Raw genomic sequence first — 13504 nt, forward strand, 5'->3', positions numbered from 1 at the left:
GATATTGGCTTCTAAAAGAATAAACTGATGTCATTAAACTACTCACAGTTTACCAATAGATACGTTGTCTAACGTCAAGTAGTGTAAATTCAAGTAAAAGAGTATTTTTGTTTTGTTTAAAGTACATACAAAACGCTGAATTTCTACCACCCTTGCCCAAAAAGACAGCATTCAACGTAAAAACGCCAGAAAAACGCTTTACAGCCTGAGCGAGTTTGCTATGATTCGCTCCGCACTTGGGAGATGAGTTGGGAAAACATCTTACTAAGTATAAAAATACCCTGGAGGGGTTCCCGAGTGGCCAAAGGGAGCAGACTGTAAATCTGCCGGCACTGCCTTCGATGGTTCGAATCCGTCCCCCTCCACCATATTTCTTCTTGTGATTGCATCATAAGAAACAACTTGGACAGTTGTGTTGGGAAAACACTGTTCAAGTATAAAACACCCTGGAGGGGTTCCCGAGTGGCCAAAGGGAGCAGACTGTAAATCTGCCGGCACTGCCTTCGATGGTTCGAATCCGTCCCCCTCCACCATATTTCTTCTTGTGATCGCATCATGAGAAACAACTTGGAAAGTTGTATTGGGAAAACACTGTTCAAGTATAAAACACCCTGGAGGGGTTCCCGAGTGGCCAAAGGGAGCAGACTGTAAATCTGCCGGCACTGCCTTCGATGGTTCGAATCCGTCCCCCTCCACCATATTTCTTCTTGTGATCGCATCATGAGAAATAACTTGGAAAGTTGTGTTGGGAAAACACTGTTCAAGTATAAAACACCCTGGAGGGGTTCCCGAGTGGCCAAAGGGAGCAGACTGTAAATCTGCCGGCACTGCCTTCGATGGTTCGAATCCGTCCCCCTCCACCATATTTCTTCTTGTGATCGCATCATGAGAAATAACTTGGAAAGTTGTGTTGGGAAAACACTATTCAAGTATAAAACACCCTGGAGGGGTTCCCGAGTGGCCAAAGGGAGCAGACTGTAAATCTGCCGGCACTGCCTTCGATGGTTCGAATCCGTCTCCCTCCACCATATAGAAAATCCAGCTCATTGAGCTGGATTTTTTTCGTTTCAGGACTGGTGAACGTCAACGTATGATTAGATAACCCAAGATGCGATGCTGAAGGCGACTTCTAATGAATTGTATGTAGTAATACGCAGTAATCCTGAACTGTATGTTAGTTTAGAACGATGCCTCTCGCTTTCTTAATTGGACTATCAAGCGATTGACGGAAAGATAAAAGTCCATCGCTATACATCAGATACAAAAAATCCCGCAGGGGGGTGCGGGATTTTTTTAAGACTAAATTGGTTTAAAGGTGACTAGCCTTGAATACCAACAATCAACCAAGGCGCGTTAGGTACCGTAAGATCACGCTCTAGGTGCCAAATATCTTCGATACTCTCTTCGACGCCTTCAACGGCGTCACGGTAACGACCACTGAACTGCAAGCTTAATTGTGCTTTATTCGCGTCATAATCTGCACGTACAATTTCAGCATCAACATACATGACATCCGTGTGCTGCTCACCTTCTAGCTTCGCTCGCTCTGCTTTAAGATCATCCAACAAGCTTGGAGAGACATACTCTTCAATGGTGTCTAGCTGATTGTGATTCCAGGCGCCTTGTAAGATTCGGTAGTGCTCACGAGCACCATTAACAAAAGCGGCTTGGTCAAAACCTGGTGGGTAATTGTGTGGTACATCACTTTGAGACCCAAAACCAGTAAAACCACCTGTATTTGAGTTTGGCTGCTGTTCAAAGTTTTGCATATTAGGTTGCTCAAACTTAGACGTGTTACCACCAAATGCTGGTTGATGACGGTGCTGGTTCATGCTGCCTTGCTTTGCACCTAACATGCCGCGCATCAACTTAAAGATGAAGAAGGCAATCAAACCAATAATTAGGATATCCATAAACTGGATACCTTCAAAAGCACCACCAAAGAAAGCAGCAAGCAGTCCACCAGCTAAAAGACCACCAAGGAGACCACCCATCAAGCCTTTTTTGCTTGAAGATTTTGCCGTCTTCTCTTTACCGATCGTATTAGTGTTTTGTTGCTGTTGTTTAGGCGCAGGGGCAGTTTTGTAACTCTTACCAAAAGACTTACCACCACCAAACCTTTTCGCTTCTGCGATAGGTGTTACAGCGACAGTAAACATTAATAGAGCAACAATAGAAAATAAACGTTTCATCGTTATCCTTAAAGTTAACATATCTAAGGTGGTGCCCTATCAATACGAAACAATTATGGTTTCAAACAGTAGCACGCCAAAGATGATAGTGAGGTTATCATACTCTGTATGTCAGTTGATGAAAATAGCCTAAAGAAGCTGACATGTATCAGAATATTGCCAAGTCTGTTGGCTTGCACTTGATTGCGTTATTGACGGTTAATAAGTAGCTGACTATCATATTGAACGATGTTCAATAAACCAGTTTGAGAGTATGGCACGCAGAAACGATCACACTAGAGAAGAGTTAATAAATTTGACACTGACCACAGTCAAAAACTTTTTAGATGAGCACTCTTACCACGAGCTGAGCCTGCGTAAAATCGCTAACATGATTGGCTATGTGCCGAGTACACTTGTTAACATTTTTGGTAATTACAACATATTACTGCTGCATGTTGTCGCCCAAACTTTAGATGAATTAGCGCAAGAGGCTCAAAAAGCCACAAATAACAGCAAAGATGGCCACCAAGCTCTATTTGAACTCGCATACTGCTACCATGATTTTGCTCAAAAACACCCTTATCGCTGGCAACTTGTTTTCGAACACAATATGAACGGCGCACCACTCCCTGAATGGCATGCGAAACGGATTGATGGTATGACTGGCATGCTTGAGTCATTACTGGCTGAAATTGCACCCCATCGAACAGAATCTGAAGTTGTGAAAGCAAGCCGCGTATTATGGTCTGGCGTGCATGGTATTACCTTGCTCAGTGTTGATGATAAGTTTTTCTCTAGCGAGCCTGTTGATGGCAAAGAATTGATCGGTAACTTGCTGTCTAACTATCTCACCAACTGGTAATAAAGGGTTATTCATGTCATCCGACAGACCGTCGTTCTTGCTGACGCAACGAAAGTTCCTGCCCTATTTTATTACTCAATTTTTTGGCGCTTTCAACGATAACATTTTCAAAAACGTTTTATTGCTGTTTGTTGCTTTTGCGGGTTCTAGCGCGTTGCCGATTTCAAGTAACCTGTTCATCAACTTAGCCGCTGGCTTGTTCATCCTGCCATTCTTCTTATTTTCTGCGTCAGCAGGCGTTTTAGCCGACAAATACGAGAAGTCATGGTTTATTCGTAAGGTAAAGCTATTTGAAATCGCCATCATGCTCTTAGGGGCTATCGGCTTTATTACTGAAAGTTACGGCGTGTTGTTGCTGCTACTGTTTTTAATGGGTACTCAGTCTGCATTCTTTGGCCCTGTCAAGTACGCGCTCTTACCACAAAAATTAAACGCCAAAGAGTTGGTACCGGGCAATGCCCTCGTTGAAGCGGGCACTTTTATCGCCATTCTGATTGGGACACTAGGAGCAGGCCTCATTGCATCTGCCGACAATGCTAAGTACCTTGCTGCGCTTTGTGTGGTTATATTTGCGGTGTTGGGTTACTTGTCGAGCCGTTCTATCCCCTTTGCCGCCGCAAGTGCTCCCGAGCTTAAGTTCCGTTGGCAACCGTATCAACAAACTAAGCACACCTTGTCTATCGCCAAGTCTGATCGGATTGTATTCCAATGTATTATGGCGATCAGCTGGTTTTGGTTTTTAGGCGCAGCGTACCTGACTCAGTTCCCAAACTTCACCAAGGTGTATCTGAATGGCACAGAGAGCGCGGTTTCTTTCTTACTTGCATTATTTTCTATTGGGATAGCCCTAGGGTCGCTAATTTGCAACTGGATCTCTAACCATCGGATCGAGATAGGTATTGTGCCTATTGGCTCGCTCGGGATTACGATATTCGGTTATTTAATGGCCACATCAATCCCAAGCGAATTACCTCAGTTTAATACATTCGTTGACTTCTTTAGTTATGAGCCTTTTAGGCCGCTCTTTTTCTATCTATTAATGATCGGCGCTTCAGGTGGACTATTTATCGTACCGCTTTACGCCTTAATGCAATTCCGAGCAAAAGAAACAGAACGTGCGCAAGTTATCGCTGGGCTTAATATTTTCAACTCTCTGTTGATGGTAGGGAGTGCGCTATTAGGTATTGTGTGCCTAAGTGTGCTTAAGATGTCCATTCCACAGCTGTTCGCTTTGTTGGCCATCCTGAACTTTTTAGTCGCTGCTTACCTCTTTTTGCAAATCCCAGTCTTCGTCGTGCGCTTTGTGGTTTGGATGCTCACTCACAGCATTTATCGAGTGAAGCACAAAAATCTACATAATTTGCCAGAGCAAGGCGGCGCGTTGATCGTATGTAATCATGTTAGCTATATGGACGCTTTACTGCTAAGTGCGGTGTGCCCACGATTAATTCGCTTTGTCATGGAAGAAGATTATGCCAACCTGCCACCGTTAAGACGCTTTTTACGTCGAACGGGAGTGATTCCTATTTCAGCGAATAGCCGAAGCTCTATCAGACGTGCATTTAGTGATGTAGAAACTGCATTAAACGAAGGCCATCTCGTCTGTATTTTCCCAGAAGGAAAATTGACGTCTGACGGCGAAATGAATGAATTTATGCGTGGTATCGATATCATTCTTCGTCGCAGCCCTGTTCCCGTGATTCCTATGGCGTTGAAAGGCTTATGGGGTAGCTATTTCAGCCGAGCGAAGGGACGAGCTTGCCGAGGTTTACCAACCCGATTTTGGTCTAAATTGGAAATTGAAGCTGGCGAACCAATACCACCGAATGAGGCTACGGCCAACGTCATGTTTAATAAAGTTCATCAACTCCGTGGCGATTGGCGTTGATGGTAAAGAGAATGAACGCACGTTTAGAATAGCTGAACGTGCGTTCAAGTCATTAATACAAATTGACCATGAACGATGAGATATACTCTCGGTTTACTCACAACAACGAATAATAAGCCTTGAATAAAAAATACCTCCTGTTTGGATTCGCGTTACTCTTTTGCTTAAGTCCTTTTGTATCCTCTCCTATTGCTCTGGTTCTCGGTTTTTTACTCACCAGTTTTGGTTTTGTGCCGTCCCAGCTTCCTATCGCCTCTTTGACTAAGAAATTACTTTCCTACTCTATTATTGGTTTAGGCTTTGGGATCAATTTCGAACAAGCACTTACCGTCACATCGGACGGTATCGGTCTAATTATTGTCACCATAGTTGGTACGTTAGCTATCGGCTCGGTTATCGCCAAAGTAATAAAGTTAGAGCGTACAACAGCTTACTTAATCTCTTCAGGTACAGCCATCTGTGGTGGTAGCGCGATTGCGGCCGTCGCGCCTGCAATTAGAGCAAAAGATGAGCAAATAGGGTTAGCACTGGCGACTGTGTTTGTGTTGAACTCTCTGGCGCTATTTATTTTTCCGCTAATAGGTCATGCTTTAGAGCTAGATCAGCACACATTTGGCACATGGGCGGCAATTGCCATACATGACACCTCTTCTGTCGTTGGAGCGGCATCGGCCTACGGTGAGCAAGCACTTACCACTGCCACCACATTAAAACTGGCACGAGCGCTATGGATCATTCCTGTGGCATTACTCAGTGCTGTTATTTTTTCACGGGGAAATGACGACAGTGGATCGCGTAAGCTAGTGATCCCTTACTTTATTTTCTGGTACTGTGCAGCTATCGCTTTCAGTGATTTATTCCCGCAGTTTGAGGGGGTGTACCACGGTATATTCGCTGTTGCAAAACAAGCACTGGTGGTGTGCTTATTTTTGATTGGCTGCAGTATTTCGACTTCGACGTTGAGAACGGCGGGAGCGAAGCCATTATTATTTGGCGTGAGCTTATGGGTAGTAATTTCAACCACCTCACTAAGCTGGTTAGTTTTTAGGTAATTGTCTTCGGTTAGTTTTGCTGCGATCGTGTCTGATTAAGTTTGTTATTCTTCAGTACAAGCATCAGTGCGATCGCAATCAAAAAAGCCGTCAGTTCAGCCAAGGAACGAGTCAGCCCTTCGCTGCTGACAGCAATGCAAATTTGCAGTACAACCGCTACAACTAATGTCATTTTGACCATCCTGAACCTTATGCCTCTTTCCTATCTGTCTTGAGGCACAATTATGATTCAGGGTTATAAGGATACGAAATTCTCTTTCCGACTAACACATAGCGAAATTGACTAATACTACGTCAAGGACAACAACCATTTTTTCACCGCTTTACGAGAGGCTTTAATTCCACCTTCCAATAAGTCTTGTGGCATTAAATGATACTCAATCGGCCATTTGAATTTTTCTAATCTCGCCTGTAGATGCTGTTCATATTCAGCCTTGGTGAGCAAACCGTCTGATTGAATCACAGCAACCGGACGATGACCAAAATCAGCATCCTCAACAGGTATCACTATGCTTTGAACAATGCTATCCATTTGGTTGAGCGCGGCCTCAACCTCTTCACAATGTATATTCTCACCGCCGGAAATAAACTGGTTGTCGGCACGACCGATGATCTTTAATTCATCCCCCTGCCATTCTCCTAAATCTTTACTATCAAACCAGCCTTGTTCATCCAACAACAGGGTAACTTGACCTTGATAGAAATACCCTGCCGCGAGCGTTTTCCCACCGACCAAAATACGCTGATCCACCAGCTTGACCTTACGGTTTTTTAATAAGTGCCCGGCACTAATCACATCATCAACTTTCTTTGCCGTTACGGTGGAAGCCGCTTCTGTCATGCCGTAACCCAACCATGCCTCAACCCCCTTTTCTGTGGCTCGTAGTGCTAGCTCGTGATCGATGTGACTGCCGCCCAGTAACACATGAGTTAAAGACAAGTCTATCTTGTTACCTAACAGACGTTTAAGCTGCGCTGCAACGAGCGAAGCATGAGAAACACCTTGGATATCTTCTGCTAATTCCCCGTCGCCTACTTTCAGTGTTGCACCCGCAAATAACCAACGGTAAACAATCGCCAAACCAGAAACATGATAGAGAGGAAGCGACAGCAGCCAAGTGTCTTGTTGAGTGAAAGTAAACTCACTCAGTAAGCCTTCTGCTGAAGCAAAGTGTTGTCGATGCGTGTGCACCACGGCTTTGGGGAAACCAGTCGAGCCCGAGGTGAAAACCACAGAAGCGAGCCGATCATGATGATACCCATCTTCAAGTATTAGATCGCTGTTTAAATTCAACACTTCTGATGTGCTAAGCACAGTCGCATTCAGGGATTCCAGTTCATGGGGTGTAAACGTCGACGCACAATCCTTGGCAAACCAAATGAATCGCGTTTGTTCAGGCTTGTAGAGCGTAGTGAGTTTATTTTGTAATGAGCCTATCGGTTGGAGCATGGTTAAGGCAGAAATCGCACCAAGCTGCTGAGAGGCGAGATAAAGTAGCAAAGTCTCCGTTTGGTTTTTACCGACTAAGGTCACCACATCACCACGAGTCACACCTTGTAGGTTCAAGTAGTGCGTATATTGATGAATCCGTAACGCGAGCTGTTGCCAATTTAACGTTTCTGACGATGTTTCAAGTGCAATAGAAAAAGGGCTCGTGTGAGCCCAATGGTTCCATGGCGCCATCGCAATATTGTCTATGCTGAATGCCACACGATCTCCTGTTGGGTTAGAGGAACAATAGGAAGTTCACATTTTGGCCAACCCTGTTCTAGCTGTACTGTGAACAAACCAACAGTATCCAAACCGGGAACTTCATCAGGTAATTGCCATTGGGCCAATCGCGCCAGTTGAGTGAGACCTAAACTGGACTCAATACTCGAACTGATGACCGCTTTAATCCCCAGTGACTTAGCCTTATCTATCAGTGTAATACAGAAATCCACCGACCCAATGAGTGTCGGCTTAATAATGATCGTTTTCACACCGGTCAGGTCCTCTAGACAGAAATCTTCACGGCGAACCGCGTCTTGCAGCGTTTCATCCCAAGCAATCGCAATGCCAGTGTTAATCGCAAAAGAAAGGCTATCCCCGGGCGAACGACACGGTTCTTCCAAGAAAGTAATCCGCTGACGCAACGACGGGGTAATGTATTTCGCAAACTGCTGCGCTTTTTCTGGTGTCCAAGCGCGGTTCGCATCAAGTCGAAGCGTTAATTGAGGAATCGATTCAAGGAACAGATTCACAAGCATGCCGTCACGAATTGGTTCATAAAGCCCGACTTTCACTTTCGCGACTTTCTCACCTTCCATTTCGTTCAACTTTGGAATGAGCTCGTCTGGGTCGCCAGTGCATAGTGGCGCTGTTTGATACTTACCTTGTTGGGGTAAACCACCAGCTAACTCTAACTGTGCCATCGATAAACCAAACGCGACCGATGGGTACATGTTGGCGTAATCCACATCCAACCCTGCAACCCAACGCTCCGCTTGTTCTTGTAGCTGAATACCAGCATCTTCGGGGCTCTCTAAACTAAAACCAGGAAGAGGAGCGACTTCTCCAAGCCCGATTTTGTCACCTTCTGAAAGCGCAACAACATAACCAACACGTTCAGTTAGCTTATTGTCTCGCAGGATGACACCACTATCCATGGGCAAGCTATAACGATAAATTTTCGCTTCACGCATAATTCGAGTCCTATGTAATGCCGTATATTTTGAGCGTTCTGACAAGGAACCTCATCAGCCTCCCAGAGGGCGAGGCGCTCAGGAAAAATGGAACAGAGGAGCTAAAACACTCCTCTTTTTATACGGATTATGGGTTACGAGGGAACTTATCGAAGTCTGGGCGACGTTTCTCGTTAAAAGCATTACGGCCTTCTTGGCCTTCATCGGTCATGTAGAACATCATTGTTGCGTTGCCTGCAAGTTCTTGTAGCCCCGCTTGACCATCACAGTCTGCATTCAATGCCGCTTTCAAACAGCGTAGTGCCATTGGGCTGTGTTGCAGAACTTCACGACACCAACGCACGGTTTCTTTCTCTAGATCCGCTAGTGGTACAACCGTGTTGACCAAGCCCATGTCTACCGCTTCTTGAGCATTATAGAAACGACATAGGAACCAGATTTCACGTGCTTTTTTCTGACCGACGATACGAGCCATGTATGATGCGCCCCAACCACCGTCGAAAGAACCCACTTTAGGGCCAGTTTGACCAAACTGCGCATTGTCCGCAGCAATCGTCAGGTCACACATCATGTGCAATACGTGTCCGCCGCCAACCGCCCAGCCGGCGACTGATGCGATCACAGGTTTTGGACAAGTTCGGATGTCACGTTGGAAATCCAATACATTCAGGTGATGCGTGCCTTGGTCGTCTTGGTAACCGCCGTAATCACCACGGATCTTCTGGTCGCCGCCAGAACAGAATGCATCCTCACCTAGGCCAGTCAAAATAATCACGCCCACATTAGAGTCGTAGCGTGCATCTGCCAACGCATCAATCATCTCTTTCACGGTTTGAGGGCGAAACGCGTTACGCACTTGAGGACGTGCAATGGTGATTTTCGCTATACCATCTTCAGACTTATGGTAGTGAATATCGTCGTATTTCTCGCTGCAATCTTTCCATTGAACCGGAGCGTAAAGTTCTTCTTCAGAAATGCCTACTGTTTTAGCCATGGTGATTCCCATTGTTCTCGTTACTCTCACCAAAGTGAGATTGAATTATTTGCTTAATATGCATCGCAAATTGTTGGGGCTGCTCTTGATGGACGTTATGCCCTGCGCCTTCAACTTGTCGATACGCCAACCCGCTACGTTGTGCCAGTTGGCTAAATTTTTGGTCTTTCGCACCACACAAGTAATACATCGGTATGTTCTGCTTTTTCAGTGTGGGCAACAAATACGCCTGCTTGGCTAACGATGTTGCCATCAGCATGCCCGCGACCGCCGAGCCAAGATTATCACTTCGCTTCGCAATTAATGTTTGTCTTTGCTCATGGTTTAGTGAAGAAAACACTGCTTGCTGATACCAATCGTTCAAAACACGTTCAAGTGGTTCAGTTTTGAAACGCTTTGCCCAGTGAGCATCATTCTCCAATCTCACCTGTTTCTCTGACTCAGTTTGAAGCCCGAAGTTTCCCCCTTCAACAATTACGCCTGCAATATTGAGATCTGGGAAGCATTGATTGGCAATACCATGCATCGCAATACGGCCGCCCATCGAGTAACCAATCAAAATAAGTGGTTGTTGTGAGGGAAATAATAAAGATAGTGTGGAATTAAGAAGTTTGCAGCAATCATCGAGATCGTTGCACTTTGTAAACTGACTGCGACCATGACCAGGAAGGTCTATAACGACTCGTTCAAACTGAGTCAGCTCATCCAAACAAGCTTGCCAATCAGCACCATTTCCTAAAAGGCCATGCAAAAACACCAGAGTGGGAAGATCACCACTTTGGTGTTTTTCAGTTGGAGAGAAACGCTCAGAGTGAAGCATGCAGGCTCTTATTAAATGCCTTTATCAACCCTGCGGCTTGGCTTGGTGGGGTTTGGACTTCCACCAGCAGTGTGCCTTGGTCGCTCGACAGATGCTCGGCAACCATTGCTTGATACATTTCTAACGTAGTTGGCTTCTCATACTTTAAACCAAACTGTTTGGCTGCATGTTCAAACTGATAACCGTGGGGCATTTGGTAGTACGCAGTGCGATGCTCCTGAGGCACCGGTAACATATCGAAAATTGCGCCACCATCATTGTTTGTGACCACAAGCACCGTCGGCAGTTTATTGTGAGAAAACAGCGCCAGTGAATTGAGATCATACAGTGCTGATGTGTCACCGATATACATCAGTAACGGGTTACCTCTTGCTCGTTGTACGCCTGATGCGGTAGCAAACAAACCGTCAATTCCTGACGCGCCTCGATTAGTGAACACTTCTATATCATCAAGTTTGCCGTACATATCGACAAGTCGAACAAACAAACTGTTACCCAAAAAGACATCAGCGTTTTTAGTGCGCTCATTGATGTCTGCTGCCAACGCAATTTCGTCAATGACAGAAGCTGAATCAGATAGGAAGGCTTCTTCGATACGTTGATGAACTCGCTTGACTTCATTCGCTAACCGATCAGCCCAACCAGCGAATATTGACTTCTCAAAACTAACGCGAGAAACCCAAGCTTGAGGAGGCTCAACCCAGTGCATTTGCGCCAGATGATTTTGGTTATTACGGTCCATACGCGGCGAGATATACCAGTATTGAACGTCTTTATTTTGTTGATTTTGCGAAACTTGTTTATCAATCCACTGGTTCAAACGTTTGGAGATGATTCGGCTACCAAATTGGATAATAAGTTCACAAGACTCAAGCTCGTTTACGAACTCGGGAAGTTGAAGCCATACATCGTAATGCGCCCAATCCGAACCGAGACCACTTTGCGAGTCTGCCAGTATCGGCCATCCCATCTTTTGTGCAAATGCCTGCGCCGACTTCGCTTGTTCAAGCGGTAAGCTGCCAATCACAACCAAGCCTTTTTTATCCGCACAAGACGGGATGTGCGCCTGTGACAAGTGGCTAAAACGCTGGGTATAAGTGCCACTTCCTTTTCGCCATCCGGCTACCGAGTCTAAGTAGGTTTGATAATCCGCTTTTGCGCCGTTGGAATACAAAGGCTCTGGAAATGCACAGTTAATATGAACAGCACTGCCTTGCAGTTGCTGAGTAAACATGGCGTCGTCAACAGAGGTCAGCAACCAATTAAGCGATGTTGTTAAAGTTGGGCTTGGTAAATTCAAGCTTGCCGAGACATGATGCGAAAAAATACCCAACTGGTTAATCGCTTGGTTTGCGCCACAGCCAACGAGCTCCACCGGACGGTCCGCAGTGAGCAGCACCAGCTTTTCACCAGTAAGCCTAGCCTCCGCAACGGCTGGTAATAAGTTCGCCACTGCCGTACCAGAGGTAACGATAATTGCCACCGGCTCCTGAGTGGCTTTCGCTAAGCCAAGAGCCATAAAGCCGAGACCACGCTCATCAAAATGAGTATGGATGGAAAAGTTCGGCTGGTCTGCTGCCTCAAGAGTGAGAGGGGTAGAACGCGAACCCGGGGCGATACAAACATGCTTAACGCCAAATCGCTGAAGCTCAATCAATAGGGTTGCTGACCAAATTCGATTGAGCACCGCTTGGTCATGATTCATGATGCGACTCCCAACGGCGGATGATCAGAAATCAGCGTAAGCAACGTCGACATTTTCTTATCAAGTTCTGCCCACTCATGTTCAGCAACGGATCCCGGCACAATACCAGCCCCCGCAAACAGTTGTACTTGGTCACCGAGCACAAACGCGCTTCTGATCGCGACACAAAACTCTGCTCGTTCATGGCTGATGTAACCAATTGACCCCGCATACCAGCCGCGCGCAAAGGGCTCATTATCAAGAATAAACTGCATGGATTCTTGTCGAGGTAAGCCAGCAACCGCCGCCGTCGGCTGAAGCGCCGACAGTAACTGAACACCGTTGACCCCCGCCTTTAGGTTGGCGTGGATATTTCGTTTAAGATGCTGCACTTTTCGTAGCCTAACTAGCCTTGGCTCCGTCTCTACTTCAATAGTTTCGGAGTGAGGTGACAAGCGTTCGATAATGTCATCAACCACATATTGGTTTTCGTTGAGGTTCTTTTGATCTTGGGATAACCAATTCGCCAACTGCATATCTTGAGTGGCGTTGTCACCTCGGCCGATCGTGCCTGCCAACGCTTCCGTGTGAAGTTCATGCCCTATCCGAGAATATAAACGCTCGGGCGTTGAGCCCATAAAACTGTGCTTGCTGTCTAGGCTTAACATAAAGTGGAAGCTATGATGGTTATTCAAATAGCTTGCTTTAAGCAGTTGCGCCGCACTCAAAGTATTGTCAAGTTGCACCGTGGAACGACGCGCCAATACCACCTTTTTAAAATCATCATTCTCAATGCCCGTCAGCACTTTATGCACTAACTGGTCCCACTGAGATTTACTTGGAGTATGCACAATAGAACGAATATGCGAGGAAACTGGCGATAACGTCGCAACCTCACAAACGAGTTTATTCAACCCTGTTAGGGTACAAGCCTTGTCTTCTGAAATATTCACGGCCAGAGACCATTGCTGATCCAATCGAATTAACTCAATTTGAGGCAAAAAGAAGAAAGAAGGCATACAGCGACGGTTCTTCTCATGCTGGCCATCAAAAGAGCGTCCACCCCAGACCCGTTGCCCTTCACCTAGAATGGTGTAAGCCGGGCCTGGCTCAACAAAGGCGTGTAATTGCCCTAGTGCAACGACCTCTTCACGAGTATCGCGGGACTGCCAGTAAAATTTAGGGAAAAGGGGTTGTGCATCAAGCCAATCGATAAATGAGAAATTAGGTTTCTCGCTCAGGGGCTCGACCAGACGTGTTTGATTGCCTTCCGCTTGCTGAACTCGCTCGATAATTCTCTTTACGGCTTGATGGAACTGTGACAAATCAACCTCGTAGTAGGTGA

11 protein-coding genes and 5 tRNA genes are annotated in these 13504 nt (G+C 45.9%); 8 read left to right on the forward strand and 8 right to left on the reverse strand.

The annotated features are described in order from the left end of the window. The first annotated feature begins 283 nt into the window (after positions 1–283). The 5 genes from ATG66_RS14930 to ATG66_RS14950 all read left to right on the forward strand — a co-directional run bounded on the left by ATG66_RS14930 (position 284) and on the right by ATG66_RS14950 (position 1028). A tRNA-Tyr gene (locus tag ATG66_RS14930) sits at positions 284–368 on the forward strand. Between the two features lie 80 nt (positions 369–448). Further along, positions 449–533 (forward strand) — tRNA-Tyr (locus ATG66_RS14935). Between the two features lie 80 nt (positions 534–613). Then, positions 614–698 (forward strand) — tRNA-Tyr (locus ATG66_RS14940). 80 nt (positions 699–778) lie between these two features. Then, positions 779–863 (forward strand) — tRNA-Tyr (locus tag ATG66_RS14945). Positions 864–943: 80 nt separating this feature from the next. Continuing rightward, a tRNA-Tyr gene (locus ATG66_RS14950) sits at positions 944–1028 on the forward strand. A gap of 291 nt (positions 1029–1319) precedes the next feature. Here ATG66_RS14950 and ATG66_RS14955 read toward each other — a convergent pair. Next, positions 1320–2192 carry a Tim44 domain-containing protein gene (locus tag ATG66_RS14955; RefSeq protein WP_098416078.1) on the reverse strand — a complete coding sequence of 291 codons (873 nt, stop codon included), beginning with the start codon at positions 2190–2192 and terminating at the stop codon, positions 1320–1322. 253 nt (positions 2193–2445) lie between these two features. Here ATG66_RS14955 and ATG66_RS14960 point away from each other — a divergent pair, with 253 nt between their 5' ends. From ATG66_RS14960 to ATG66_RS14970, 3 genes are all read left to right on the forward strand, one after another. After that, positions 2446–3036, forward strand: a complete 591-nt coding sequence (locus ATG66_RS14960; RefSeq protein WP_098416079.1) for a TetR/AcrR family transcriptional regulator — start codon at positions 2446–2448, stop codon at positions 3034–3036. A gap of 13 nt (positions 3037–3049) precedes the next feature. Then, the gene (locus ATG66_RS14965; protein WP_098416080.1) at positions 3050–4924 is read left to right on the forward strand and encodes an MFS transporter; all 1875 of its coding nucleotides are present in this window, start codon (positions 3050–3052) and stop codon (positions 4922–4924) included. 119 nt (positions 4925–5043) lie between these two features. After that, positions 5044–5976 carry a YeiH family protein gene (locus ATG66_RS14970; RefSeq protein ID WP_098416081.1) on the forward strand — a complete coding sequence of 311 codons (933 nt, stop codon included), beginning with the start codon at positions 5044–5046 and terminating at the stop codon, positions 5974–5976. 10 nt (positions 5977–5986) lie between these two features. Here the strand turns inward: ATG66_RS14970 and ATG66_RS20870 are convergent, their stop codons facing one another. From ATG66_RS20870 to ATG66_RS15000, 7 genes are all read right to left on the reverse strand, one after another. Then, positions 5987–6148 carry a hypothetical protein gene (locus tag ATG66_RS20870; protein ID WP_179885692.1) on the reverse strand — a complete coding sequence of 54 codons (162 nt, stop codon included), beginning with the start codon at positions 6146–6148 and terminating at the stop codon, positions 5987–5989. Between the two features lie 117 nt (positions 6149–6265). After that, positions 6266–7687, reverse strand: coding sequence for an o-succinylbenzoate--CoA ligase (gene menE, locus ATG66_RS14975; protein ID WP_098416082.1), 1422 nt, complete (start codon positions 7685–7687; stop codon positions 6266–6268). After that, a complete protein-coding gene (menC, locus tag ATG66_RS14980; protein ID WP_098416083.1) occupies positions 7672–8661 on the reverse strand; it encodes an o-succinylbenzoate synthase in 990 nt (329 codons plus the stop codon). Before menC ends, menE begins: the two co-directional genes overlap by 16 nt. A 127-nt stretch (positions 8662–8788) precedes the next feature. Further along, positions 8789–9655, reverse strand: a complete 867-nt coding sequence (gene menB / locus ATG66_RS14985) for a 1,4-dihydroxy-2-naphthoyl-CoA synthase (RefSeq protein ID WP_098416084.1) — start codon at positions 9653–9655, stop codon at positions 8789–8791. Beyond that, positions 9648–10475: a 2-succinyl-6-hydroxy-2,4-cyclohexadiene-1-carboxylate synthase gene (gene menH / locus ATG66_RS14990; RefSeq protein ID WP_098416085.1), complete on the reverse strand. Its 828-nt coding sequence runs from the start codon at positions 10473–10475 to the stop codon at positions 9648–9650. The genes menB and menH overlap by 8 nt, the downstream gene beginning before the upstream one ends. Then, a complete protein-coding gene (gene menD / locus ATG66_RS14995; protein WP_098416086.1) occupies positions 10462–12180 on the reverse strand; it encodes a 2-succinyl-5-enolpyruvyl-6-hydroxy-3-cyclohexene-1-carboxylic-acid synthase in 1719 nt (572 codons plus the stop codon). The genes menH and menD overlap by 14 nt, the downstream gene beginning before the upstream one ends. Continuing rightward, the gene (locus tag ATG66_RS15000) at positions 12177–13484 is read right to left on the reverse strand and encodes an isochorismate synthase (RefSeq protein ID WP_098416087.1); all 1308 of its coding nucleotides are present in this window, start codon (positions 13482–13484) and stop codon (positions 12177–12179) included. The genes menD and ATG66_RS15000 overlap by 4 nt, the downstream gene beginning before the upstream one ends. Positions 13485–13504: the final 20 nt, after the last annotated feature.

The sequence above is a fragment of the Vibrio sp. ES.051 genome, assembly GCF_002563795.1.
Taxonomy (GTDB): Bacteria; Pseudomonadota; Gammaproteobacteria; order Enterobacterales; family Vibrionaceae; genus Vibrio.

What these genes read in the sequence shown, in the direction of transcription:
- ATG66_RS14955 (WP_098416078.1), bottom strand. Translation starts at nt 2,192, where the DNA reads ATGAAACGTTTATTTTCTATTGTTGCTCTATTAATGTTTACTGTCGCT.
- ATG66_RS14960 (WP_098416079.1), top strand. Translation starts at nt 2,446, where the DNA reads ATGGCACGCAGAAACGATCACACTAGAGAAGAGTTAATAAATTTGACA.
- ATG66_RS14965 (WP_098416080.1), top strand. Translation starts at nt 3,050, where the DNA reads ATGTCATCCGACAGACCGTCGTTCTTGCTGACGCAACGAAAGTTCCTG.
- ATG66_RS20870 (WP_179885692.1), bottom strand. Translation starts at nt 6,148, where the DNA reads ATGACATTAGTTGTAGCGGTTGTACTGCAAATTTGCATTGCTGTCAGC.
- menC (WP_098416083.1), bottom strand. Translation starts at nt 8,661, where the DNA reads ATGCGTGAAGCGAAAATTTATCGTTATAGCTTGCCCATGGATAGTGGT.
- menB (WP_098416084.1), bottom strand. Translation starts at nt 9,655, where the DNA reads ATGGCTAAAACAGTAGGCATTTCTGAAGAAGAACTTTACGCTCCGGTT.
- menH (WP_098416085.1), bottom strand. Translation starts at nt 10,475, where the DNA reads ATGCTTCACTCTGAGCGTTTCTCTCCAACTGAAAAACACCAAAGTGGT.
- menD (WP_098416086.1), bottom strand. Translation starts at nt 12,180, where the DNA reads ATGAATCATGACCAAGCGGTGCTCAATCGAATTTGGTCAGCAACCCTA.